The sequence below is a fragment of the uncultured Caballeronia sp. genome, from assembly GCF_964243625.1.
In the GTDB taxonomy this organism is placed as follows: domain Bacteria; phylum Pseudomonadota; class Gammaproteobacteria; order Burkholderiales; family Burkholderiaceae; genus Caballeronia.
This window is the reverse complement of record NZ_CAXTGZ010000016.1, coordinates 1-25,561: the sequence shown is the minus strand read 5'-3', so window position 1 is coordinate 25,561 and position 25,561 is coordinate 1. Positions and strand designations below refer to the sequence as shown.

General features: G+C 61.0%; 22 protein-coding genes and 1 pseudogene. 13 read left to right on the top strand and 10 right to left on the bottom strand.

All coding sequences use genetic code 11. The annotated features are described in order from the left end of the window. Positions 1-428, top strand: a 428-nt coding sequence (locus ACFFAR_RS02230) for a cation transporter (RefSeq protein ID WP_174363229.1), incomplete at its 5' end; no start/stop codon positions are given. 20 nt (positions 429-448) lie between these two features. Here the strand turns inward: ACFFAR_RS02230 and ACFFAR_RS02225 are convergent. Further along, positions 449-1,990 carry a methyl-accepting chemotaxis protein gene (locus tag ACFFAR_RS02225; protein ID WP_174363228.1) on the bottom strand — a complete coding sequence of 514 codons (1,542 nt, stop codon included), beginning with the start codon at positions 1,988-1,990 and terminating at the stop codon, positions 449-451. Between the two features lie 324 nt (positions 1,991-2,314). Here ACFFAR_RS02225 and ACFFAR_RS02220 point away from each other — a divergent pair, with 324 nt between their 5' ends. Continuing rightward, complete coding sequence (locus ACFFAR_RS02220) at positions 2,315-3,412, top strand: DNA alkylation repair protein (RefSeq protein WP_174363227.1); 1,098 nt, start codon at positions 2,315-2,317, stop codon at positions 3,410-3,412. On the opposite strand, the gene ACFFAR_RS02215 is transcribed toward ACFFAR_RS02220, so the two are convergent. Both ACFFAR_RS02215 and ACFFAR_RS02210 read right to left on the bottom strand, forming a co-directional pair. Continuing rightward, entirely contained in the window at positions 3,391-4,293 is a 903-nt protein-coding gene (locus tag ACFFAR_RS02215; RefSeq protein WP_174363226.1) for a LysR substrate-binding domain-containing protein, read from the bottom strand. The genes ACFFAR_RS02220 and ACFFAR_RS02215 overlap by 22 nt on opposite strands. A gap of 232 nt (positions 4,294-4,525) precedes the next feature. Next, positions 4,526-5,161 carry a methyltransferase domain-containing protein gene (locus tag ACFFAR_RS02210; protein WP_174363225.1) on the bottom strand — a complete coding sequence of 212 codons (636 nt, stop codon included), beginning with the start codon at positions 5,159-5,161 and terminating at the stop codon, positions 4,526-4,528. Between the two features lie 279 nt (positions 5,162-5,440). Between ACFFAR_RS02210 and ACFFAR_RS02205 the strand changes: the two genes are divergently transcribed. Then, positions 5,441-5,899: a septal ring lytic transglycosylase RlpA family protein gene (locus tag ACFFAR_RS02205; RefSeq protein WP_375507472.1), complete on the top strand. Its 459-nt coding sequence runs from the start codon at positions 5,441-5,443 to the stop codon at positions 5,897-5,899. Positions 5,900-5,919: 20 nt separating this feature from the next. Here ACFFAR_RS02205 and mdeB read toward each other — a convergent pair whose 3' ends face one another. Then, the gene (gene mdeB / locus ACFFAR_RS02200; RefSeq protein WP_174363223.1) at positions 5,920-8,640 is read right to left on the bottom strand and encodes an alpha-ketoglutarate dehydrogenase; all 2,721 of its coding nucleotides are present in this window, start codon (positions 8,638-8,640) and stop codon (positions 5,920-5,922) included. A 153-nt stretch (positions 8,641-8,793) separates the two neighbouring features. Between mdeB and ACFFAR_RS02195 the strand changes: the two genes are divergently transcribed. Next, positions 8,794-9,324, top strand: a complete 531-nt coding sequence (locus ACFFAR_RS02195; protein ID WP_061999611.1) for an Lrp/AsnC family transcriptional regulator — start codon at positions 8,794-8,796, stop codon at positions 9,322-9,324. A gap of 5 nt (positions 9,325-9,329) precedes the next feature. Here the strand turns inward: ACFFAR_RS02195 and ACFFAR_RS02190 are convergent, their stop codons facing one another. After that, positions 9,330-9,743 carry a MarR family transcriptional regulator gene (locus ACFFAR_RS02190; protein WP_174365606.1) on the bottom strand — a complete coding sequence of 138 codons (414 nt, stop codon included), beginning with the start codon at positions 9,741-9,743 and terminating at the stop codon, positions 9,330-9,332. Positions 9,744-9,801: 58 nt separating this feature from the next. Then, positions 9,802-10,311 (bottom strand): CBS domain-containing protein, encoded by a 510-nt coding sequence (locus tag ACFFAR_RS02185; protein ID WP_174365607.1) that lies wholly within the window; start codon positions 10,309-10,311, stop codon positions 9,802-9,804. Between the two features lie 337 nt (positions 10,312-10,648). On the opposite strand from ACFFAR_RS02185, the gene ACFFAR_RS02180 reads away from it, so the two are divergent. From ACFFAR_RS02180 to surE, 9 genes are all read left to right on the top strand, one after another. Next, entirely contained in the window at positions 10,649-11,875 is a 1,227-nt protein-coding gene (locus ACFFAR_RS02180) for an MFS transporter (protein WP_061999612.1), read from the top strand. Between the two features lie 186 nt (positions 11,876-12,061). Then, positions 12,062-12,826, top strand: a complete 765-nt coding sequence (locus ACFFAR_RS02175) for a TetR/AcrR family transcriptional regulator (protein ID WP_375507473.1) — start codon at positions 12,062-12,064, stop codon at positions 12,824-12,826. A 120-nt stretch (positions 12,827-12,946) separates the two neighbouring features. After that, positions 12,947-15,451 (top strand): acyl-CoA dehydrogenase, encoded by a 2,505-nt coding sequence (locus tag ACFFAR_RS02170; RefSeq protein WP_174364635.1) that lies wholly within the window; start codon positions 12,947-12,949, stop codon positions 15,449-15,451. A gap of 65 nt (positions 15,452-15,516) precedes the next feature. After that, positions 15,517-16,947, top strand: coding sequence for a 3-oxoacyl-ACP reductase (locus tag ACFFAR_RS02165; protein WP_375507471.1), 1,431 nt, complete (start codon positions 15,517-15,519; stop codon positions 16,945-16,947). A gap of 5 nt (positions 16,948-16,952) precedes the next feature. After that, a complete protein-coding gene (locus ACFFAR_RS02160; protein WP_174365350.1) occupies positions 16,953-17,864 on the top strand; it encodes a MaoC/PaaZ C-terminal domain-containing protein in 912 nt (303 codons plus the stop codon). Continuing rightward, on the top strand, positions 17,861-19,168 hold the full coding sequence (locus tag ACFFAR_RS02155) for an acetyl-CoA C-acetyltransferase (protein WP_375507470.1): 1,308 nt from the start codon (positions 17,861-17,863) through the stop codon (positions 19,166-19,168). Before ACFFAR_RS02160 ends, ACFFAR_RS02155 begins: the two co-directional genes overlap by 4 nt. Before the next feature lie 177 nt (positions 19,169-19,345). Further along, positions 19,346-20,362, top strand: a complete 1,017-nt coding sequence (locus tag ACFFAR_RS02150) for a DUF1571 domain-containing protein (RefSeq protein ID WP_375507469.1) — start codon at positions 19,346-19,348, stop codon at positions 20,360-20,362. A 161-nt stretch (positions 20,363-20,523) separates the two neighbouring features. Next, on the top strand, positions 20,524-20,763 hold the full coding sequence (locus ACFFAR_RS02145; protein WP_061999617.1) for a hypothetical protein: 240 nt from the start codon (positions 20,524-20,526) through the stop codon (positions 20,761-20,763). Between the two features lie 79 nt (positions 20,764-20,842). Next, positions 20,843-21,637 (top strand): 5'/3'-nucleotidase SurE, encoded by a 795-nt coding sequence (surE, locus tag ACFFAR_RS02140; protein ID WP_174363938.1) that lies wholly within the window; start codon positions 20,843-20,845, stop codon positions 21,635-21,637. A 9-nt stretch (positions 21,638-21,646) separates the two neighbouring features. Here the strand turns inward: surE and ACFFAR_RS02135 are convergent, their stop codons facing one another. From ACFFAR_RS02135 to ACFFAR_RS02120, 4 genes and pseudogenes are all read right to left on the bottom strand, one after another. Further along, positions 21,647-23,038 carry a sigma 54-interacting transcriptional regulator gene (locus ACFFAR_RS02135; protein ID WP_062000886.1) on the bottom strand — a complete coding sequence of 464 codons (1,392 nt, stop codon included), beginning with the start codon at positions 23,036-23,038 and terminating at the stop codon, positions 21,647-21,649. Between the two features lie 68 nt (positions 23,039-23,106). Beyond that, complete coding sequence (locus ACFFAR_RS02130) at positions 23,107-24,801, bottom strand: TadG family pilus assembly protein (protein WP_375507468.1); 1,695 nt, start codon at positions 24,799-24,801, stop codon at positions 23,107-23,109. Between the two features lie 64 nt (positions 24,802-24,865). Next, a complete protein-coding gene (locus tag ACFFAR_RS02125) occupies positions 24,866-25,279 on the bottom strand; it encodes a DUF3613 domain-containing protein (protein WP_375507467.1) in 414 nt (137 codons plus the stop codon). A 10-nt stretch (positions 25,280-25,289) separates the two neighbouring features. Next, positions 25,290-25,561: pseudogene (locus tag ACFFAR_RS02120) on the bottom strand (hypothetical protein); the annotation flags it as partial.

Here is a 25,561-nt window from a genome sequence, read left to right as displayed (position 1 = left end):
CCGATCGATACGAAACCGCGGGGTCCCTTCTCATAGCGATCCTGCTGATTGCAACCGGAATGCAAACGCTCTGGACGAGTCTCAGCCACATGAACGACGCTGGCAACGGCGCCTCAGTTCATGCAGCCGCACTCGTGGTCGCGGTGTTCGTGATCGTCGCCAAGGAGGCGCTGTTTCGCTACATCATGGGCGTGGCCAAACGCACTCGCTCGAGCGTTCTCGTTGCGAGCGCGTGGCATGCGCGCTCGGATGCGATATCGGCGTGTGTTGCCGTGCTTGGGATCCTGGGCAGCATGGCCGGCGTGCCGATGTCGGACCGCGTCGCCGCCGCGCTGATCGGCTTGATGATTGCGCGCATGGGCTGGACGCTCGGCTGGAAAACGTTCAAAGGTTCCTTCGCGCGAACCGCCGAAACGACCGGCCAATAGCTGACTGAATCGGGCGCGCCTCAAGCGATCCTGAACACCGCGACCGCCGCTTTCAGATGACGCGTTTGCTCATGCAACGACGTCGCGGCAGCGGCCGCCTGCTCCACCAGCGCGGCGTTCTGCTGCGTCATTTCATCCATCTGGACGACCGCCTGATTCACTTGCTCGATACCCGTGCTTTGTTCAAGCGATGACGCGCTGATCTCGGCCATCATTTGCGTAAGGCGGGATATGGATGTCGATACTTCACGCATCGCCTCGCCGGCGCGTTCAGCGAGCGCGGAGCCGTCGTTCACTTGCGAAACCGATTCGCCGATCAGCGCCTTGATCTCCTTCGCCGATTGCGCGCTGCGTTGCGCAAGACCACGCACTTCACTTGCGACCACAGCAAATCCGCGGCCCTGCTCACCCGCACGCGCCGCTTCGACCGCCGCGTTCAGCGCGAGAATGTTGGTCTGGAACGCAATGCCGTCGATGACCGAAATGATCTCCGCGATCTTGTCCGAACTCTTCGCAATGCTGCTCATCTTCTCCACCACCTGATCGACCACGCCCGTGCCTCGTGAGGTCGCGGTCAACGCGTCGCCAGCGAGACTGTTGGCATCGCGAGCATGATCGGCGTTCTGGCGCACCGTGGCGGTCAGCTCTTCCATGCTCGACGCTGTTTCTTCAAGCGATGCCGCCTGGTTCTCCGTGCGTGCCGAAAGGTCGGCGTTGCCGGTGGCGATTTCATCGGCGCCGAGGTTGATGGAATCGGACGATTCGCGCACCGTCCTGACAGTATGCGCAACGCTTGCCTGCATCGCGGAGAGACTCGCGAAGAGACGGCCGATCTCGTTGCTGCCGCGATCGGCGATGCGCTCGTCGAGCTTGCCCTCTGCAATCTGTTCGAAGTGACGCCCCGCTTCTTCGAGCGGTGCGATCACACCCCGGCGCAACGCGATGTGAACCAGCACCACGCCCGCGACCAGCGCCACGAAAATCGCCAGACCGACGCCGCGGAAAAGGTTCAGGCGTGCATCGATGGAATCGAGATACGACTGGCTGGCGGCATCGCTGAAATTCGCGAAGGTTCGTTGTTCGGCGAGATAACGGTCCTGAAAACCTTGCGTAGGCTGATCGAGGAACGCCTGGATATTGTTGCCATCGAGGAATTGCGCCAGTTCGCTCAGCGCGCCGTGATACGCCTTGAATTTTTCCTGCAATGCGATGGCGCGCGCCTGGTTTTCATCGCCGGTCTTGGGTGCGTTCAGGAACGCGCTGAACGATTTGTCGGCGAGCGTGAGTTGTTCGCGCGCGTGCTGGACGATCTCAACAGGTTCCGTGCCGCCACGGACCATGCGCGTGCCGGCGCGCGACAGGTTGATGCGGGCGTCCATCAGGCGTTGCGTGGTTTCGTTGACGGCGTTGGCCTGCCTGAGTGCGATGTCCGAGAGGTTGCTGACGTCGGCATGCGTGGAGGTAAGGGACCAGAAACCGAGGCCTTCGGTCAGGACCTGGAACAGGCAAAACACGGCGAGCACGAACAGCAGGCCGGATGAGACACTTATTTTTTTAAGCATGTTGACGACTCATTAAAACGAGATATTCGATGTAGTCCGCGTGCATCCCGGCCTTCCTGTCGATGAACCCGGTGAAACGCAGCCGATTGAACGCGATTCGCTGCGGCGAAGGCAGCGCGATGCGTCCCGATGAAGCGTGGATAGCGAGACACGTTCGCGGGAATAAGCGTCGAGTGGTCGAAGGCGAGATGGAACGTGCGTAGGGTGACGCCGGTATTAACGGCTAATCACAGCGATACTTGAGGCACGGTTCGCGCCTCCTGAAACAATCCGACAGGCGTTGCGGCTATGCTTTGCAATCCCTTCACCCAAAAAACGATAACGATGACGGTCACCGAAAACCCCGCGCTCAAGGAAATTTTCAACGAAGCCCGCTTTCGCCTGGCTGCACGAGAGGTCAAGGCGGTCCATCCTTCATTCGATACGCGCCGCTTTTTGAAGGTCGCGCTCGCGGACCTTGAAACCCTAAGCCTGATGCAGCGCCTGCGCCGCATGACGCATGCATTGCACGCAACGCTTCCGGAAGATTTCAGCGAAGCGCTAAACATTCTTCGCGCGCTCGCACCGAACATGCAGCAAGGATTTTCGACGCTGGTTCTTCCCGATTATGTCGGGCAGTACGGCCGGGACGACTTCGAGCTTTCCATGGATGCGCTCAAGTACTTCACGGGATTCGGTTCGTCCGAATTCGCCGTCCGCGAGTTCCTGCGCCAGGACCTGAAGCGGGCGCTAGCCATCATGAAAGTCTGGTCGCGCGATGAAAGCGATCACGTGCGCCGGCTTGCAAGCGAGGGTTCACGCCCGCGCCTGCCCTGGTCGTTCCGGCTCGACGCCATCATGGCCGACCCGGCGCTCGCCGCCCCTATTCTGGAGAATCTGCGCGCGGACCCGAGCCTCTATGTGCGCAAGTCCGTCGCCAACCATCTCAACGATGTCACGAAGGTGCATCCCGAATGGGTCCTGGACCGGTTGAAGACGTGGCCCATCGATCAAGCGCATACCGCGTGGATCGCAAAACGTGCGTTGCGCTCGCTGATCAAGGACGGTAACGGCCGCGCGCTGGCGTTGATCGGCGCGGGCGGCGCGCCCGAGGTCAAGCTGAGCAAGTTCATCGTTTCGCCGGCTGCGGTAACGCTTGGTGAGCGGGTCACGTTGTCGTTCGAACTGGCATCGAAAAGCGATGAAAGCCAGCGCCTCGTGATCGACTACCGCATGCACTATGTGAAGAAATCCGGCGCAACAGCCGCGAAGGTCTTCAAGCTCAAGGAACTGACGCTCGACGCACGCCAGCGCGTTTCAATAGAACGCACGCAGAACATCCGCGACTTCACCACGCGCGTGCATTACGCCGGAAAGCATGATGTGGAGATCCTGGTCAACGGCGTATGCATGGCGAAGGGTTATTTCGATTTGACCTGTTGAACCTGAATCAGACCATCGACAAGCGCCCTTTCCGGCCGTTGCAGCGCGTCCAGATCGCGCACGACGATCAGAAGCTGGCGCGGCGCCCAACGATCGGTCAATTCCACGATCCGCACACCCAATGTTCCCCCATAACGCCGCGCCGCAGTGACCGGAACAATCGCGATTCCGGCTCCATGCTCCACCATGCAGCAGATGTTTTCAAAGGTCCGCATGCGCGCACGGAAATAGAAATTCTGCCCCGCGAACAACGCCTGCTCGCCGAGATATTCCGAGAGCGCGCTGCCCGCGCTCAGGCCGATGAAATCTTCCCCGACCACGTCCCTGAGCGCGACCTTGCGTTGGCCGCTCAATGCATGGTCACGCGCGACGATCAGCACGAGTTTATCGGTGGCGAACGGAAACGCCTGCAGCGAACCGTGCTCCACGGCGTCGGCCACGATACCGATTTCCGCCGAGCCGTTGAGCACCGCCTTGACGGTTTCAGCGCTTTGCCGCTCCTTCATATCGATGTGAACATTCGGGTGATCGCGAAGAAACTCGGCCAGCGGACGCGGCAGGAATTCGGTGACTGCAGCAGTGTTCGCCCATAGCCGGATGCGGGTCTTGCGGGCCTCGGAATGCTCGCCCAGTTCACCCTGCATGCGTTCGATTTGTGCAAGCACGAGCCGCGCGTGATGCGCGAGTGTATCCCCGGCGGGGGTGGTCTCCACGCCTCGCCGACCACGCTCCAGCAGCGGCATGCGCAACGCCTCTTCCATGCCTCGCAGACGCGCGCTTGCAGATGGCAGCGACATGTTCGCCTGCGCTGCGCCATGTGTGATGCTGCCGGTTTCCAGCACGTAGAGAAAGAGGCGTAAGTCGATGAGGTCGAAGCGCATCGAGAGAATTGTTCGAGTGGATCAGCCTAAGTTATACCCTAAGGCACAGTTCGCATCATCCACATTGTGGTGGCTGGCAATCCCGGCAGAATGACATCGATTGATCCTCTGCTCGCAATTGGTCCAAGTTGCTTCTACAGCAGGTCTTCCAGAATCATCAGGAGATCCGACGCGATGTTGTCTCCACTACTCGAAACACTCGGCGCCCTGGCGATACTGCTGAGCCTTGCCGTCAACCTTCGCGCGTTGTTCGACCGGCATCGATAGCCGCTGCGGCCGCGGTGTTGCGAACAATCAGCCGATGCACCGTCTTGCCCGACGAAACGCTGGTCTGCTCGGTATCGGACAGGATGGCATGTTGCGCACCGAGCTGATCGAGGACCACTTGTTTATTGAAAGCGGCGTACAGGCGGCCGGTTTTGTCGCGTTGCGATGCGTGTTGCGTGACCCGCCAGCTCAGGTAAAGCGTGCCGCCGGGACGCAGCAGATCGAGCAGACTGCGTACCGCGTCGGGAAGCGTTTCAGGATCCAGGTGCATGATCACCGTCTCGCACAGGACGTTCTCATAGACGCCCCTTTCAACGCCGGCGAGATCCGGGAGCGCGGCGAAACTGAAGCGAATCTCCGGGTGCGTTGCACGTGCGTGTTGCAGCAGGCTTTCGGATGCATCGAAGCCGTTTGCGTCGTAACCGTTCGTCACGAGCCACGCAACGTCGCGGCCGGAACCACAACCTATATCGACGGTCGGTCCGGGTTTGAAATAACGTCGCAGCAAGTCGTACATGTCGACAGGCGCCGCTTGCTCGTGCCATTCCTTCGCGAAGCCGGCAGCGTCGGTGTCGTAAGCCTGTAAGGTTTGTTTGTCCATTCTTGCGTGTCCGTTTGTCTTGATAGCGTTTCGCGAACCTCTGCGCTGATGAGCGACGCGTTGTTGATTGACGCAATTATGTACGACACCGCACATACACCCCGCATCGACGTGCGAACCTTTCGAGAGCGCGTGCGTCCGCCGAAACTCGGCGCCATTTTCGCCGAATTGGACGTCCAATGCTTTTGACAGGCAAAAGGGGAGCAGTAATTGAAGATCGACTTTTGTGCCGCCCGTTCAAAACCACAGCGAAGACACAGGCTTCAACCGCTTCTACTCGTGATCGTGTCGTGTTGCGTGAGCACCGCGCTTCACGCGACAGAAGCAGCATCGAGTGTTGCCCGCGAGTCGAGCGCGAAGGGAGCCCATCATAAAAATCTCGATCGCACCGGCAAGGCACGAAAGGGAACGGCTTCGTACTACGGCCGAAATTTCTACTCGAAAAAGATGGCTGACGGTACGCCGATGAACCCCCAATCCAATGTCGCCGCGAGCAAGACCTTGCCGCTAGGCACCAAGGCCCGTGTCACGAATTTGGAAAACGGCAATACCGAGGTTGTCGAGATCCGGGATCGCGGCCCTTACGTGAAGGACCGGATCGTCGACGTGTCGCCCAAGACCGCCGATAAACTCGGGTTGAAGGAAAACGGCACCGCTCCTGTCGAGGTCAAGCCCGTGGAAGTCCCGCAACCCGACGGCAGCGTGAAGCCCGGCGCCGGCGCAGCGGGTAGCCAGTAGTGTTGTTTAGATCGTGCCGCTTACCGTTGCCAGGGCGCAGCCTGCCCCTTGCCCGCTTTCCCATACTTCTGCGAAGCCGCGCGCACCACTGACATATCGATTTCGCCTTCGTCTGCAAGCGCCTTTAGCGCAGCAATGACGATCGACGCACGATCCACCTCGAAGAATTCGCGCAACGCCTGACGTGTGTCGCTGCGACCGAAACCATCGGTGCCCAGAGCCACGTAACGTCGCGGCACGTATGCACGAATCAGTTCAGGCACGGCGCGCACATAATCAGTCGCCGCAATCACCGGACCGCGCGACGATCCCAGCGCCGTCGTGACGTAAGGCGCAGGCACATCCTCTCCAAGCCGCGCCAATCGTTCGGATGCCATACCATCGCGTTGCAGCTCGGTGAAACTCGTCACGCTCCACACCGCCGCATCGATCTCCCAGTCCTCATGCAACATCCGCTGCGCCGCGATCACTTCGCCGAGGATCGCGCCGGCGCCGAGCAATTGCACCCGCGCCAAACCGTCCGATCCAGTCGAGAGCGGATACATGCCCTTCAGAATCCCCTCGCGCACAAGCGCGAGATCGCCGCCGGGCACCGACGGTTGCGCGTAGTTCTCGTTCATCGCGGTGATGTAGTAGAAGACGTCGTGCTGGCGCTCGACCATTTCGCGCATGCCTTCGTCGACAATCGCCGCGAGCTCGTACGCGAACGCGGGATCGTAAGCGCGGCAATTCGGTATGGTCGATGCCACCAAATGGCTGCTGCCATCCTGATGCTGTAGCCCTTCGCCGCCGAGCGTCGTCTTGCCCGCCGTTGCGCCGATCAGGAAGCCGCGCGCACGCTGGTCGGCTGCTGCCCAGATGATGTCGCCAATACGCTGGAAGCCGAACATGGAGTAGTAGATGTAGAACGGCAGCATGGGCAGATCGTGCACGCTGTAAGAAGTCGCGGCGGCAATCCACGACGACATCGCGCCCGCCTCCGAAATGCCCTCCTCCAGGATCTGCCCCTTCGTGTCCTCGCGGTAATAAAGCATGGACCCGAGGTCTTCCGGCTCATACAACTGGCCAAGCGGCGAATAGATGCCGACCTGGCGGAACATGTTTGCCATGCCGAAGGTACGGGCTTCGTCGGCGACGACCGGTACCACGCGCGAACCGAGCAACGGGTCCTTCATCAGGCTGCCGAACATGCGCACGATCGCCATGGTCGTCGACATCTCCTTGCCGGCGGCATCGAGCGCGAACTGGCCCCAGCTCGAAATGGAAGGTACGACCAATCCCTTCGATGCCACCCTGCGCCGCCGCGGCAGGTACCCGCCGAGCGATCCACGTCGTGCGTGGAGATATTGCATCTCGGGGCTATCGTCGGCGGGCTTGTAGAACTTCACCGCCTCGACATCCGCGTCGGATAGCGGCAAACGGAAACGATCGCGAAATGCCTTGAGGTCATCGAAGCCGAGCTTCTTTTGCTGGTGCGTCGTCATGCGGCCCTGGCCCGATGTCCCCATGCCAAAACCCTTCATGGTCTTCGCGAGAATCACCGTCGGCTGGCCGCGGTGCCCAAGCGCCTTCGCGTACGCTGCGTGAAGCTTGCGCACGTCGTGACCGCCGCGGCGCAAGCGGTCGATGTCTTCATCGCTTAAATGCGATGCCAGCGCGGCAAGCTCCGGGTTCTGGCCGAAGAAACGCTCGCGGTTGTACGCGCCGTCGTTCGCGGAGAACGTCTGGAACTGGCCGTCGACGGTATGCGCGAATGCACGTAATAACGCGTTACCCTGGTCGCGCGCGAACAGCGCATCCCAGTCCGATCCCCACAGCACCTTGATCACGTTCCAGCCCGCGCCGATAAACTGCGCTTCGAGTTCATCGATGATGCGGCCATTGCTGCGCACCGGGCCATCGAGCCGCTGCAGGTTGCAGTTGATCACGAAGACGAGGTTGTCGAGCTGCTCGCGCGAGGCCAGGGACAACGCGCCGATTGACTCGGGCTCGTCCATTTCTCCATCGCCGAAAAAGCCCCAAACCTTCCTGTCCTGCGTTTTTGCGAGACCACGGTTGTGCAGATAGCGCATGAAGCGCGCTTGATAGATCGAGTTGATTGGACCAATCCCCATGGAACCGGTCGGGAACTGCCAGAAGTCGGGCATGAGCCACGGATGCGGATATGAACACAACCCCGGCCCCGCGATTTCCTGCCTGTAATGCTCGAGATGCTCTTCGCTCAGGAAACCTTCGAGGTACGCACGTGCATAAACGCCGGGCGACGAATGCGGCTGGAAGTAGACGAGATCGCCACCCGTGCCTTCCCCGGCATCCGGCGCGGCCGCGCGGAAGAAATGGTTGAAGCCGACTTCGAACAGATCCGCCGCCGATGCATAACTCGCAATGTGGCCGCCCAGTTCACCGTATGCCTTGTTCGCACGCACGACCATGGCGAGCGCATTCCATCGCAGCGCGGCGGCAAGCTTCTCTTCGATCTCCAGATTGCCCGGATATCGGGGCTGCTCGGCGAGCGGGATGCTGTTGGTGTAAGGCGTGACTCGCGCGCGCGATGACTCGATTCCGATCGACAACGCGTGCTCCGCGAGCCGGTCGTACAAATACTGCGCACGGTCGCGGCCGACGTGTTCCGTGACCGCGTCCAGCGCCTGCAGCCATTCGGCGGTTTCGGCCGGATCGCTGTCGTCGCGTCCCCGCGAAATGGAAATCAGATGTTCGGTTCCGCTGGATAAATCGGTCATGGCGTGGCTCCGCGTTTCGATAGGGACAAGTCCGCTGCATATCACTACAGCTTAGCTACCGTTGCACAGAATGTGCCTCTGATTTGCATTTCAGGCGGTCTACGGATAGTGTATTTATTCTGCGCCGTCCCACTTTTCCAGAATATTCGAGTTATGACGACATCGCCTAAACGCCTGGACCGGATCGACATCGGGATCCTGAACCAATTGCAGCAGAACGCGCGCATTACCAATGCCGAGCTGGCGCAGGCGGTGAACCTGTCGCAGACGCCATGTTTCAACAGGGTTCGCGCGCTCGAAAAACTGGGCCTTTTCAAGCAGCAGGTGACGCTGCTCAACCCCGAATTGCTCGGCTTGCGCATCAACGTGTTCATTCAAGTGAGTCTGGCGAAGCAGGACGAAGACGCGCTGCGGCAATTCGAAGAAGCGATCAGCGAACGGCCCGAGGTCATGGAGTGCTATCTGATGACGGGTGATGCCGATTACCTGTTGCGCGTGATGGTGCCGGACATTCAGGCGCTGCAGCGGTTTATCGTGGAGAGGCTGACGAAGATTCCAGGGGTATCGAACATTCGGTCAAGCTTTGCGCTCAAGCAGGTGCGGTACAAAACGGCGCTGCCGTTGCCATCGGCGGGCATGACGCTACAAGACCCCGACGAAGGCGCCGATACCGAATGGAGTTAGACGCTTCATAGATCGATCTGCGGGACACGAAACGAACTCGTCAAGGACCGGAGTTCCGCGCGATGCAGCTCCGCCAGTCGCGCAAGCAGTTTCTCGCCGGTCTTGAGCAGGTGCACTTCAACCTGACGGCGGTCGGTATCGCTGGCCTTCCGCTTGACGAGCTTCAGCGCTTCGCATCGTGAGACTAACGCTACAACGCCGTGATGTTGCGCCTGGAGCCGTTCCGCCAGCTCGCCAATGGTCGCCCATTCGCGCTCCGGATAACCCTTGATATGAAGCAGCAGCAAGTACTGCAGTGGCGTGATGCCTTCGCTTTGTGCGGCTTGCTCGGAGAATCGCTCGAAGCGGCGCATCTGGTAGCGGAACTCCGATAGCTGCTCGAAGTCGGCTTTGACCAAGGCGCGAGTCCGTTCTGTCATCGGTGATCCGTCGCGCAGCTAAACCGAATATATAGCAGGACTCGCTGCCGGATTCGCATCAGCCCGTGGCCGTCTCACTCGCGCGCGTTTGGTCCACATAAGCCTGCTGATACAAACCCGCGAGCAGATCCGACTGCGTGATCATTCCTGCAAGCTTTTTGTCAGCGTTGAGCACGGGAATGTGATGATGGCCCCAGGCCGCAAAGATCGGCACCAGGTCGGCAATAGACGCGGTTGCCTCGACAGTGCGAACGTGGTGGCTCATCAGTGAACGCACTAGGGGCACCGGACGAGTGCTGCGTTTCAACCAGCGTGGCGAGATGCTCGACACATCGGAAGCGGTGGCAGCGCTGTACTTGTCCATCAGATCCGAGCGCGTCACGATACCGATGACCCGATCTGCGTCGTCGATCACCGGGAGCGCCTTGACATCGTGGCGCTTGAGCAAGTCCCGGGCAGACGTCGCGGGCGCAGACGCCACGACCGTGAGAACGGGGCTAGACATGATGTCCGCACACGCCAGATCGCGAAACGAGCGCGCGTACGCGAGCATTTGCATGTCGCGCATCAGCGATTCGAGATCGTCCGGGTCGATGTCCAGAAGTTCGTCGCGCTGGTTGAGAGCGGCTTGGATGTATTCATTAATACAAAATCAATTCAAAATACTTTCATTATATTTAAACCGCCGAATACCTCGAAAGCCATCCGATTGCCCCGCGGTGTATTCCGCTCACAGAATTACCGGGGTTAATACCAATCCGGCCGATCGTTTCAAGCATCCGCTTAAACAGCGGCGTACACTTCCTCGTGCCGACGCAAGCCGGGCGCCTTATGCGGCGCGGCGCAAAGGAGACCGCGGCCTCGTCGTTCTTTTAATTAGATTACGCGAATAGGGGAATACGGCAATGAGCTGGACGCGAGAACAAAGGAACGTGACGATAGCGGCCTATTTGGGCTGGACACTCGACGCCTTCGATTTCTTTCTGATGGTTTTCATACTGAAAGATATTGCCGCCGAGTTTCATACAAAGATTCCGGAGGTCGCATTCGCGATTACCTTGACGCTCGCAATGCGTCCCATAGGCGCATTGATCTTTGGCCGTCTCGCTGATAAATACGGCCGCCGTCCCACGCTGATGATCAACATCGCGATCTATTCACTGCTCGAGTTATTGTCCGGCTTCTCTCCAAACCTCTTCACGCTGCTGGTACTGCGTTCGCTGTTCGGCATTGCGATGGGCGGCGAATGGGGTGTAGGTTCTGCCCTCACCATGGAAACGGTGCCGACCAAAGCGCGCGGATTCGTTTCCGGCCTCTTGCAAGCGGGATATCCAAGCGGTTATTTGCTGGCCTCGATCGTGTTCGGCGTTGCCTATCAATATGTCGGCTGGCGCGGCATGTTTTTCATCGGCGTGGCCCCGGCTCTCCTGGTCCTTTACGTGCGTGCGCATGTACCTGAATCACCCGCATGGAAAGCGATGGAGAAGCGGCCTCGGCCAAGTTTGCTGAAGACGCTCAAGCAAAACTGGCAACTGTCCGTCTATTCCATCATCCTGATGACGGCATTCAATTTCTTTTCGCACGGCACCCAGGATCTTTACCCCACCTTCCTGCGCGAGCAACATCACTTCGATCCCCATACGGTTTCGCTGATCACCATCGTCCTGAATATCGGCGCGATTTGCGGCGGCCTCTTCTTTGGGTCGATGTCCGAAAAAATCGGGCGTCGCTGGGCAATTTTCATCGCCGCGCTGATCGCATTGCCGGTATTGCCGCTGTGGGCGTTCTCGAGCGGTCCGGTTGCGCTCGCGGCCGGCGCATTTCTCATGCAGATATCGGTGCAGGGCGCGTGGGGTGTCATCCCCGTTCATTTGAACGAGATCTCCCCCGACGAAATCCGCGCCACCTTCCCTGGACTCATCTATCAACTGGGGAACTTGCTGGCATCGGTGAATGCGACCATGCAGGCGTCGATTGCCGTCAAGAACGGGGATAACTATGGACTCGCAATGGCGCTCGTTGGCGGCACGGTCGCCGTGGTGATCGCTGCGCTGATTTTCTTCAGCCGCGAAAGGCGAGGTATCGACATGACCGAATCCGCCGAGCAGGTAGTGGCACGCGCTTCCACTTAAGCTTCCATATAGGCTTCCATAAGGCTTCCAGCTCCTTCCGGGGTGCCGTCCGGCACCCCGCTTTTCGCTCCCCTTCGCCGCACGATCGTTCTCTTTCTAGAGAGCACGCTCCATTAAATGGCTTGTCCATCCGGCCAAAGGTTTTTATCTTCGGTTAAACGCCCGTTTCAATCAGAGGCCAAAACTATTCCGGAGACGCCAGTGCCCAGCCGTTCCATCCCGTCCATCCGCCCCGCCGACACCAAGACCCGACTGCTCGATGCAGCCGAAGCGCAGTACATCGACTCGGGCTACGAGGCCATGTCATTGCGCTATATCACGGCGCGCGCGAACGCCAACCTTGCTGCAGTGAACTACCACTTCGGCGGCAAGGACGCGCTGATTCACGCCATGCTGACGCGGCGTCTCGACGGTCTTAACCGCAATCGCCTCGTGTTGCTTGAACGCTTCCAGTCGATGCACGGCGCGCAACTCACATGCGAACACATTCTCGGCGCGATGTTCATTCCGGCGTTGCAGCAGTCGCGTTGCCCTGAGAGAAGCGGCCCGGCGTTGCTGCGTCTGCTCGGACGCGCGTACACGGACCCGTCGCCGTTCATTCGAGCTTACCTGCGCACGATGTACACCGACGTCGCCGAACGTTTCTTCTGCGCCTTCCAGAGCGTGCTGCCGCACTTGCCGCGCGAAGAACTCGGCTGGCGGTTGCACTTCTGCATTGGATCGCTATCGGGCATTCTCGCTGGTGCCGACACGAACAGCCTGATCGATGACTTTACGCAGGGGCGGCGCCTCGAAGATCCGCAATTAATAGGACGTCTTGCGCTCATCATGGTGGCGGCGCTCAAGGCGCCGCAAGCCGTGACACGCGAGATGTGTCCGTTCCAGTCGATGTTCGCCGAATGCAACGCGGCGCCGATCGATACGAAGGAACCGCAACCAGCGTTGGCCTGAAACGCGGACCGAAAGACGGGTACACAATGTGCTGATGAATGTGTATTTGGCGCACTGGCACACTGGTTCTCCGTCGTCACCGCGTGACCCGAGCATCGGACACTATCAGGAGAGGTCGTCATGACAGCCAGCTTCGTGATTGCATTGTTCATAGTGAGCGGCGCGTTGATCTATATCCAGGCGCCAGCGACCGCATGGCTCGTGTGGGCCTTGATCTGGATCGCGGCCGGATGGCTCGCCGGCATCGCCGGGCCGGTTGTCACCACGCTTCTCGCCATCGTTTTTGTGGTGCCCGCGTTGATACTCGCAATCAAGCCGCTGCGCCGCGTGATCCTGACCCGATCCATCTTCGATCTCTTCCGCAAGATCCTCCCGCAGATGTCCCCGACCGAACGCGACGCCATTGAAGCGGGAACGGTCTGGTGGGACGCGGCGCTTTTCTCGGGACGCCCCAAGTGGGACACACTGCTTGAAACCGGTGCGCCGGTCTTGACGGCGGAAGAACGCGATTTCATCGAAGGGGAATGCACCCAGCTCTGCGATATCGCCAATGACTGGGAAACGACCGCCGTCTGGCAGGATCTCTCGCCAGCAGCGTGGGCGTTCATCAAGTCAAAGGGCTTTCTCGGCATGATCATTCCGAAGCAGTACGGCGGCAAGCAGTTCTCCGCTTATGCCCATTCGCAAGTGATCATGAAGCTCGCCACGCGTTGCTCGGCGGCCGCCGTTTCCGTGATGGTGCCGAACTCGCTCGGTCCTGCCGAGCTGCTGATGCACTACGGCACGCAAGCGCAAAAGGACCACTATCTGCCGCGCCTCGCGCGTGGCGATGAAATCCCCTGCTTCGCGCTGACCAGTCCTTATGCGGGATCGGACGCGGCTGCGATTCCGGATATCGGCATCGTGTGCAAGGGTGTGTTCGAAGGCCGCGAGACGCTCGGCTTCCGGGTGACCTGGGAAAAGCGTTACATCACGCTTGGGCCCATCGCAACCGTCCTGGGTCTTGCGTTTCGTGCGCTCGATCCGGACCATCTTCTTGGTCCCGCCGACGAACCCGGCATCACCTGCGCGCTGATCCCGACGAAGCATCCCGGAGTCAACATCGGGCGTCGTCACTGGCCCCTGAATGCGGTGTTCCAGAACGGGCCGAACTGGGGCCACGAGGTGTTCATCCCGATGGACTGGGTCATTGGCGGACGCGATCAAGTGGGCAACGGCTGGCGCATGCTGATGGAATGTCTTGCGGCCGGACGGGCGATTTCGCTGCCGTCGTCGAATGTGGGGATGGCCAAGCTCGCTGTCCGCGGGACGGGCGCGTATTCGGCGGTGCGCCGGCAGTTCCGTACTGCGATCGGCAAGTTCGAGGGTGTGCAGGAAGCGCTCGGACGCATGGGCGGCAACCTTTATGTCATGGACGCGGCACGGCGCTTGTCGGCGCAAGCGGTGGATCTGGGCGAGAAACCATCGGTGATATCGGCGATCGCGAAATATCACATCACCGAACGCGCGCGCAAAGTCATCAACGACGGCATGGACGTGGTCGCAGGAAAAGGCATCTGCATGGGGCCATCTAATTTCCTGGCTCGGGCATATCAGCAAGTGCCCATCTCCATCACCGTGGAAGGCGCGAACATTCTCACGCGCAGTCTGATCATCTTCGGTCAGGGCGCGATACGTTGTCATCCTTACGTGCTCAAGGAGATGGCCGCAACACGCGATTCGGACCGGGCCAAAGGGCTGCGCGATTTCGATAACGCCTTCTTCGGCCACGCCAGTTTCACGGCATCGAACATGGTGCGCAGCCTTGTATTCGCGCTGGGCGGCAGCGTGCTGATTCCGAAACCCGCCCGCGCCGATTCACGTCTTGTGCCCTACTACCGCGCATCGACACGCATGGCGACGGCGTTTGCCCTGCTCGCCGATGTCTCGATGTTCGTGCTCGGCGGCGAACTGAAGCGGCGAGAGCGTTTGTCGGCAAGACTCGGCGATATCCTCTCGCAGCTTTACCTGATCTCAGCGACGCTCAAGCGTTTCGAAGACGACGGCCGCCGCGACGCCGATCTCCCGCTCGTGCGATGGGGCGTCGAAGACGCGCTGCATCAGGCGCAATCTGCTTTCGATGCCGTGTTGTCAAACTACCCGAACCGCGTCGCCGCAGGCGTCGTGCGCGTGCTCGCGTTCCCGTTCGGCCTGCCGCATCGCGTGCCGGGCGACCGGCTCGGAACACTGATTGCCGAGTTGATGACCACGCCCGGCGAGGCGCGCGAACGCCTGATCGCGGACTCATATGCGCCTGATGCGAGCGTCGATCCGATTGGTTACGGCGAGCTGATGTTCGCGCTCAATCCGCGATACGCTCAGATCGAGCTCAAGCTGCGCGACGCGGTCAAATCAAAACACATTCCGCCGATGCCCCAAAGCCTGCCCGACCTCGATGCCTGGGCGGCAGATTGCAAAGCGAAGGGTTTTATCGATGCAGACGAAGCTCAGGTACTCTCCGACTACGCGCGTTACGGCGTGGAAGTCGTGAAGGTGGACGACTTCGGAGCGGATTTCGGTATGCTCGATGCGTTGCAAAAACGCCATGAGGCGCTCGCGAACGAGCCGGAGGCAATCCCGGCATGATCCCGAATGCATCTAAAGCACTTAATACACCTTAATGCACGCGCCCAGGCGCACATCAGGCAGTGATGACAGACCGTTATCTCGACTTCGTCAACAAACCGTTTGGTGCGAGCGTCGCGCGTTCCATCGGGCTGCCCCGGCCGGAAGTGCTGCGGCGGCATGCGCAAGGCCGCGCGGAATTCGGCGGGATCGCAGCAATTGGCGCGGGGCCATCGCCTACGCTGTTCGAGCCGTTGATGACGCTGCTGGGTTCTGTCGGCATGACGAGTGTTGCGCATGAAAGCGCGTTGAGCTGGTTGCCAGTGGCGGCACGCCATAACGCAATGAGCGGCCGCTTCGAACCGCGTTCGCCCGATGCGCCGCCGAACGATCGCGTACAAGCGCTCATCTTCGATGCCACGGGCATAGCCGACAGCACGCACTTGCATGCGCTCTACGGCTTCTTCCACGATGCCATCCGGTCCGTGGCAAAAAGCGGCCGCATCATCGTGCTCGGATTGCCGCCGGAATCGTGCGCGTCCCCGAAGACGTGGACGGCGCAGCGCGCCCTGGAAGGCCTGACTCGTTCGCTTGGCAAGGAGGCGCGTGGCGGCATCTCGTCGAATCTCGTGCAGGTGGAACCCGGCGGCAACATGGAAGGTGCGTTGCGCTTCCTGCTGTCGCCGCGCTCGGCGTATGTATCGGGACAAGTCATTCGTATCGATGCGACGCCCGCTTCGCCACCCGTCGACTGGAATCAGCCTTTGGCGGGCAAGCGTGCGCTGGTGACGGGCGCAGCGCGCGGCATCGGGGCAGCGATCGCGCATGTGCTGGCCGAACGCGGCGCGCATGTGATCGGGCTCGATGTAGCCGAGGCGCAGGATGCGCTCGACCAGACCATGCTCGCGCTGGAAGATGCGTGGCCGTCGCAGGGCGCGCATACGGCGCTGCTTGCGGACATCGCCGCGCCTGACGCGCCTGCCACGATCTCGGCCGCGCTGGCGGCGTTCGGCGGTATCGATATCGTCGTGCATAACGCCGGCATCACCCGCGACAAGACCATCGCGAAGATGACCGGGGCTGCGTGGGACAGCGTGATCGACGTGAACCTGTCGGCGCAGGAACGCATCGATGAAGCGCTGCTCGAAAAGGATGTGCTGCATATGGGCGGCAGGATCATAGGCGTATCGTCGATAAGCGGCATCGCCGGCAACCTCGGCCAGACGAACTATGCGACCTCGAAGGCCGGCGTGATCGGCCGCGTGCAAGGCATGGCGAAGCTCCTCGCTGCGCGAGGCATCACGATCAACGCGGTAGCGCCGGGGTTTATCGAAACGCATATGACCGCGAAGATTCCGCTGGGGCTTCGGGAAGCGGGACGTCGCATGAATTCGATGAGCCAGGGCGGCTTGCCTGTCGATGTCGCCGAGACGATCGCGTGGCTTGCGAGCCCGGCGTCGAGCGGCATTACCGGCAACGTCGTGCGCGTATGCGGTCAAAGCCTGATCGGAGCATGAACATGATGCTTGCTTCAGGCGCGGCGCGCATGCGCACGGTGATCGTGGACACCTTGCCGCCGCCGGCGAAACTCTACGGCCGCGCGTTGCAAGGCATCTTCAAGCGTGGCGTCGGCGCGGCAGAGTTGCCCTCGCTTCGGCTCGTGCGGCCCAAGGTGCCGCTCGATCCCGAGCAGATCGGCCGGTATGCGCGCGTGTGCGGATTCATTCCCGAACATGGCGTGCCGCCCACGTTCCCGCACGTGATGGCGTTCCCGCTGCATCTGATGCTGCTCACCGATACCGCGTTTCCGTGGCCCGCAATCGGCCTCGTGCATATATCGAATACGGTGCATATGCGACGTACCTTGCATTCGGGACAGACGCTGCGCATTGAAGTGGAAAGCGGCGCGCTCATACCGCACGACAAAGGCCAGGCGTTCACGCTGCATACGCGTATCTATAGAGGTGGCGAAGCGGTGTGGGACGCCGACAGCATTTATCTGAAGCGTGGCGTGGCCAATCGTGCGGGCGGTGCGAGCGGTGCTCCCGTTGCGGAAGCATCCGGCATCGAAGCGCCCGTGCTGACACGTGAAGCACGCTGGCAACTGCCCGCGCAACTCGGGCGTGACTACGCGAAGGCGTCCGGCGACTTCAATCCCATCCATCTGCATGCACTCACCGCAAAAGCCTTCGGCTTCCCGCGCGCCATCGCTCATGGGATGTGGACGCTTGGCCGGACCGTCGCGGCGTTGCAGCCCTGCAAGCAACTGGGTTCTGCAAATATCAGCGGCGAGTTCAAGTCGCCCATTTTCCTGCCCGCCGAAACCACGCTGTGGACCGCGGCATCATCGACCACGGCGCGCGACTTCGAAGTCCGCGATCTTGCCGGCGAAAGGCTGCATCTGCACGGCCGCTTTGATTGGGAACTGTCATGACTACGAGCGCCCTTCCCGCTGTGCGTCGCGTGGCGATCATCGGCAGCAACCGGATTCCGTTTGCGCGCTCGAACACGGCGTATGCGGCGGCATCGAATCAGGACATGCTGAGCTTCGCGCTGCAAGGGCTCGTTGATCGATACGACCTCCATGGCCTGCGCCTGGGCGAAGTCGCGGCGGGCGCGGTCGTCAAGCACTCGCGCGACTTCAACCTCACGCGCGAAGCCGTGCTCTCAACCACGCTCGCGAAAGAAACGCCCGCGTACGATGTCAGCCAGGCATGCGGCACGGGCCTCGAAACTGCCATCCTGGTTGCGAACAAGATCGCGCTTGGACACATCGATGCAGGCATTGCAGGCGGTGTCGATACGACGTCCGACGCGCCTATCGGCGTCAACGAACGGATGCGCAAGATCTTGCTGGAAGCCAACCGCAGCAAGTCGGCGGCGCAGCGCATGAGCGCGCTTGCGAAGCTGCGGCCGGGCATGCTGGTGAAACCCGCGTTGCCGCGCAACAGCGAACCGCGCACGGGTTTATCGATGGGCGAGCATTGCGAACTGATGGCGAAGCGCTGGAAGATACCCCGCGAGGCGCAGGACGAACTTGCGCTCGAGAGTCATCGCAAACTCTCCGCCGCTTACGAGCGCGGTTTCTTCAACGATCTCATGACGCCCTACAAGGGCCTCTCGCGCGACAACATCCTGCGGCACGATCTCACGCTTGATCGCTTAGCCGCGCTCAGACCTGTCTTCGATCGTGATGCCGGCACGCTCACTGCCGGCAATTCCACGCCGCTCACCGATGGCGCGTCGGCCGTCCTGCTCGCATCCGACGATTGGGCTGCCGCGCGCAACTTGCCCGTGCTCGCGTATCTCACTTACTCGGAAACGGCGGCCGTCGATTTCATCGACAAGAAGGAAGGCTTGTTGATGGCGCCTGCCTATGCGGTTCCGCGTATGCTCGAACGCGCGGGACTCGGCCTCGCGGACTTCAGCTTCTATGAAATCCACGAAGCTTTCGCCGCGCAAGTACTGTGTACGCTCAAGGCATGGGAAGACGATGAATACTGCCGCACGCAGCTCGGTCTCGACGGCCCTTTTGGTTCGATCGACCGGTCGCGAATGAACGTGAACGGCGGGTCGCTGGCGGCAGGTCATCCGTTTGCCGCGACGGGTGGACGAATCGTGGGCGCGCTTGCAAAGATGCTCGCGGGCGAGCCGGATACGCCCGGCGCAACCACGCGCGGCCTGATATCGATTTGCGCCGCGGGCGGCCAGGGCGTGGTCGCTATCCTCGAACGATGACCGTCAGAAACAGGGCCTTGCAGCGCCCAAGCACATAAAGTGCTGCTCCGTGGAATTTCGGGGCGCTCCGAAGCGTTGTGTCACAGATAAATACCCGGCGAATAAACCGCCGTGAACCGCACGACGCCGAAGCAGCCAACAGCCAGAACGCCGAACGATTGGACCACGGAGAATCTCATGCATCGAGTACGACAGCGTCGCCCGCGCGTGTTATCGAATCACGCGGCTACTCGCGCGTGGAGCGTGCTGGGCGCCTTCGCGCTGAGCGCGGCCATGTCAGGACCGGCCAGCGCCCAGGAAGCCGCCAGCGCGGCTTCTGCCGCCAACACGGCCACGCCGTCTCTCCCCACCTCCGCCGCCACATCTGCCGCCGGGCCTGCGCTTTCCGCCAACGCCACGGCCGAACCGCCGAAAACGCCGGCATCGCAGGTCGGAAAGCTTTCACTCGATCGGCAGGTCCGCTGGCTGAGCCGCGCGGCGCTATCCGGCATGCTCGCGAAAATGAGCGACACGGCGCTGGTGTCTTTGTTTCAATCGCTCGATCCGCTTGCGTTGCCGCGTTATCTGAAGGAAGGTCCGAACGGGTACCCGTCGTATGAGTTCACCATGCTGCGGCGCGAGCGCATCGAGGGAAGATGGCCCGACCAACCCGATCACATGCTCGTGCGTGTCACGCGCGACCCCATGCGCGTCTACGCCAAATGGCTGCCCGACGGCGACCACGCGGGCCAGGAAATCCTCTACGACGAAACCACGCGCCCCGACGAAATGCTCGGCCACCTCGGCGGCATTCTCAACGTCATGACGCTCTGGACTGCACTTGACGGGTCGCTCGCGCGCTCGCAATCACGTCATTCCATTCGCGACCTCGGCACCGAATTCATCACGCAGCAGTTCCTTGCAGAAGGCAAGAAGTTCGCCGAAGCGGGCGTGACCCGAGCGAACAATATCGAGGTGAAGACCATCGACGGCGCGCGCGTGGTGGCATTCACTTACGAAACGCCATCGGGTCAGCCACAGTTCTATGCGAAAAAAGAGGTGCTCGGACTCGACCTGAGAAGGCCGTATTTCCGCACCGCCGAATCCTTCGATAACGACGGCAATGTCTTCGAAAGCATCGTTTTCCAGAACATCGCGCCGAAGATTTTCGACGAGGACACTTTTAATCCGAAGAACCCGGACTATCACTTCTAGGCGTGCGCCGCTTCGGCGGTAAGCATTCGTCACATGCTTTATTTCGGTTTTAAGTTTCGCCTAAGACTTCGTCGATACCCTCGCCCCACTTGCATCATGACTGTTGCAGTCAAATCGCCCGCAAAGCACTACGCGTAAAGCATCAACGAAAGGAGTTCGTCATGAACCTCCGCGACGCATCGGCTCCAGTGCGAGCCATCAAGAGATTATTGAGCCATCATGAAATCGCCACGCTGCTGTTGCTGCTGCACGCGCCTATCGATGTGCGTGCTGCCACGCCCGATGTCGCCTCGCTCAGCGAATACGGCTACGTGGAAATGGTGACGCCGGAACCGGGCGAAGCCAAGTTTCGCCTGACCGCCGACGGCAACGCCGTCCTGCGCGGGCTCGGCATCAAGTAACGCACCCCGCTACCCGACAACGCGATCTCTGGAATAATCGATTGACTCGTACATCCGTCAATCGACAAGGAGATCTGCAATGCCTGCCGCTTCATCGTCTACATTACAACCGCGCATTCAACGCGTCCTGCTGACCAACGACGATGGTATCGATGCACCCGGCCTCGCCGTGCTCGAAGCCGTCGCAGCGGAAATCGCCGATGAAGTGTGGGTCGTCGCGCCCGAGCACGATCAAAGCGGCACCTCGCATTCCATCAGCCTGCATTCGCCTTTGCGTGTAAGCCAGCACGGCCCTCGCCGCTTTGGCGTACTCGGCACGCCGGGCGATTGCGTCGTGATGGGCGTGCGACACCTGATGCGGGATGCGCGGCCTACGCTCGTGCTATCCGGCATCAACCGCGGTGGCAATCTCGGTGCGGAAACCATGTTCTCCGGCACGGTTGGCGCGGCCATGACGGGCTTGCTGCTCGGTTTGCCGTCGATCGCGCTGAGCCAGACATTCAGCGATCGCGAGAACGTGCGCTGGGATACATCGCGTGCGCTCGCGCCCGGCGTGATCAGTCAACTGGCTGCCATCGCACACGATGCACCCACTTGCCTCAACGTGAATTTTCCCGATGTCGATGCCGCTTCAGCGGGTCCGCTCACGCCTACGCGTCAAGGCGTGGGACTGGTGGAGGGTATCGATGTATTGCCGCAAACCGATCCGCGCGGACTGCAATATCACTGGCTGCGATTCCAGCGCGGCCCGCGTGAAAATACGCCCGACAGCGAGACGGCAGTGGTTGCATCGGGACGCGTGTCGGTCACGCCGCTGCACTTCGAACGCACCGATGAACGCACCTTCGCGACGTTGACCGCGGCATTGCGTTAAAGGCCTGAATCAGTCGACGGCGCGCGTTTCAGGCTCTTCGTCGAAGATCTGGAACTTGCGCATCTTCTCCCACAGGACCTTGCGGCTGATACCAAGATGACTTGCCGTGTCCTGCCGGCGCCAGCCGTTGGCATCGAGCGCGGCAAGCACGCGATTGCGCTCGTTCATGTCCCACTTGCTGCGGTCCACGACCACTTCCGCGTTGAGGTCCGGCGGCAACGGCTGCGAGGTCCGGGCGAGTGCCAGCAGCCGCTGCAGGCGCGCCGTATCCCACGATCCCACCTGACGCACCGTCACGCCGATACGCTCAGCGAGATTGCGCAACTCGCGGACATTGCCGGGAAAATAACTGTCGGCGACTGCATCAGCGAGCCAGTAGGGAAGCTCGGGCAACGTCGCGAGTTTTTCTTGTCCCACCACCTGTGCAATGAACGACTTGAACAACGCGATCTTGTCGACTGCGCCGCGTTCCTCGAGCGACGGAATCTTCAACTCGATCACCGCCAGCCGATAATAAAGGTCAGCGCGAAACTCGCCGTCCTTCACGAGCTGCGGCAAGCTTTTGTGGCTCGCCGCGACCAGCCGGAAATCCACCTTCGCGGGCGTAGCCGAACCAATGCGCGTCACCGCGCTGTCCTCCAGAACGCGCAGCAATTTGACCTGCTGATAAAGCGGCATGTCGCCGATTTCATCGAGGAACAGCGTGCCGCCATCGGCCTGTTCGAAGTAGCCCTTGTGGGCGATCACGGCGCCTGTGAACGATCCTTTTGCGTGACCGAAGAAAAGGGATTCAAAGAGACCATCGGGGATGGCGCCGCAGTTCACCGGCACGAACGGTCCCTCTGAATAACGCGAGTGGCGCTCGTGCAGCATCTGCGCAATGCGCTCCTTGCCCACGCCGGTTTCGCCGTGCACGAGGACGCTGGTATCGCAATCGGCGAAGGTTTCCACCTCGCGCAGCAAGGTCTGCATGCACTCGGCGTTTGCTATCAACGCGCTCGATTCCTGAACCTCTTCGCCATGCGCGCGAAGCTGTTGAGCAAGCTTCGCCACCATGCGGCGCAACTCGGCGCCGGTAAAGTCGAGCGGCAGGATATGCGAGTAGTCGGTGGGGAAAACCGCGGCATCGCGTTCGCGCGGGGCGGCGCCTACCCAGACGACCGGCATGCCGCGATGTGCTTCCCAGTCGCGCAACGCGAACGCGCCTGTATCGATCACGCTGACACTCACAATGGCAATCGCCTGGCGCTCCGACGTCTGGCTCGAGGCGATCGACATGCCGTCGGCGCGAATCACATCGACTTCGAAACTCGACATGCAGCGCACCACCTGCTCGACGATATCCGCCTTGCCTTCCCACACATAGATATCGAGGTCGTCGATTTTTGTCGCTGGTCTCATTGATCGAATCTCATGGCTTTGATGCGTGTGGTACTTGATAAGGTTATCGGCGTCGATGAAGCGAAGCTTCAGTACTGCAGTTGCGATTGCCCGCATACAGGCGGCAAGCCGTGAACGGTGCTGACGCCGATCTGTGCGCCGAGTAGTTGCAGTATCGGCGTGAGGATGGAGTCAAGCGCATTGAAAACGGGCTTCAGCAAGGGCAACAGAATGGCCAGGACCGGGCCGACAACAAGCTGTCCAAGTACCGAGCCCAGGAGAGTCTGAGCGCCGAACACTTTAAGCGTCAAACCGGTCGGGCTGGAAAGCTGTGTCGCCAGGCCGAGCGTTGCGTTGTATAACACGCCCCCTACCTGGTTCGAATTGGTCGTCTGATAGTCGTCAGTGTTTCCGGAAATACCGTCGAACGTCATGTTCACAGCACTCGATGCCGGCACTGTCGCCGGAAGACCTGCCGCAGTCGTGATGGTCAATACATTAAGCGCGTTGATCAACGTCGCGGGCGAACAACTAAACGGCGTCGCTGCGAAAGGATTGGTGATCGAATCCCCCACGCAAACCTGCGCGATACCAGTCTGGACACCAACCACCGAATTGCTTGCCGCCTGCGTCGAGGCACATTGTGTTGAAACCAGCCAGGCTTGTCCCGGCGCCACGGCTATGTTCACAGGCAGATAAAGGGCTGGTGAGCCCAATCCGAGGGCGGCAAGCGCCGGCACCTGGCCGAGGGAGACTTTTATGGACGCCAGCAACTGTGCCGAACTGGCCACCGTTCGCCACGCGCCAGTCGGCGTCTTGCCGGCCTCGCCGACCGCCAGCACCGGCGGCTGGATGATCTGGACCTGCAGCGACGCAGTCGCCACGCCCAGGTTGAGCGCGGTTCCCACGTTGATAGCCGCCTTCCCCGCTTGCGCAACCTCGGCCGTGACCATCAACGCATCGAACGGACTGATGGTGGCGTGCAAGGCGGATTGTGTATCGGCTAGACCGATTTGCAGCAGCCCCGCCGAGCCGTTTGCCGCGCCTATCGCCAACGTCCCCGAACCCTGGATGTTCGCGTTGACAATGGTCTGCAACGCGCCCACCGCCGCCGACAAATTCGCGTTCAGTACATGGGTGTTCTGCAATGCGGTGAGCGTCAACTTGGCGATCTGGGCCGCGGTGAGATTCAGTGCGAGCAACTGATTCACGGTGCCGACGCCCGCCGCCGTTACCAGGTCGCCGATTTCGATCCGCGATTGCGCAAGCCCCGCATAGCCCGCCGCCGATATCTGCAACGAGTTGATATTCGTCCCCAGCATGGAGTTCAACAAGCCGGTGATGACTGTTGGATCGACGCTTGCCGTAGTCGTGCCAATACTGAACGCGCCCACGTTGATGGCCTGCGCGGTCGCTGTCGCCGTGACCATGCGTCCCGGTCCGGCGAAGAAGTACGGCACTTGCTTCGCCACGGTGACCTGTACCGCGTTCGCGGGCGTACCGGCCGCAGCGAAGTAGGTCGGTCCGGCATAGAGCGTCGGGTCCCAACGGCCGCATGTCGTCGTGATCGTGTTGCTTGTTCCCGAGGCCGTGAAGCCGTTTGCACCGGCGCTTCCCGCAGCGGTTGCCGGAGCCCTCGAACAGGCGTCATCGATAACCTGCACGCCTGCGCTAGCCGCAAGATCCGCCACGCCCTGCAACAGGCGTCGTTGATAGAACACGTTGCCAATATCGATAACGCCCAGCAAGATGACCGCTGCGACCAGCCAGATCGAGGCGATCACGCTCGCAATCCCGCGCTGACGGCGGCGGGATACGGGTCCGGTTGTTATCGATGAGCGGCGCATGTCAGTTCTGTGCCCCGCCACCCGATCCAGCACCCACCTCGCCCACCGACGAATTCAGTTGCGCCGGAATCGGATGATCGAATGACTTGAGGTATCGGCGAAACGCGGCATCGGCCTCGACGCCGAGCATGGGCTGTGCGGGCGCCGCAAGGCGGCCCTCACGCTGCATTGCGAGCCACGCGACAGTTGAATCGCCTATGCGCGTCACAGGCGCCTCGACTGGCTGCTCCATGACGGGTGGCCGCACAACAGTCTCGTACTGCGGTTGTGCCTGCGATTGCGGCTGTGCTTGCGCTTGCGCGGTCAAAGGCGTTTGAACTTGCGTCTGTGCCAGAACGGGTGACGCAAACGGCAACACGCCAATTGCGATCGCAATCATGATCGCGTTATTGCGCATCGATTGAATCCTGCTCATAAGTTTCCCCTTAACGCGCGACGAGTTGCGGCTGGATCGCTGCCGTCGCGCCAGATTGACCGAACGCCTGGCTGCCGAGCGTTTGTGTCAGTGGCAATTGAGCATGAAGCAGCGAGTCGACCGTCTGCGGTGCGTTCGATACCGGCACGCGCGCGCGCTCGGTCGTCGCGGCAGCCACCGCCGCGACGCGTGCTCGCGACGCCTGTGTGGAAGCTGCGGTGATCCGCTGGGCATCGGTGCGAATCGCCTGCTGTACTTCCGGCGAAAATTTCTGTTGTGCGA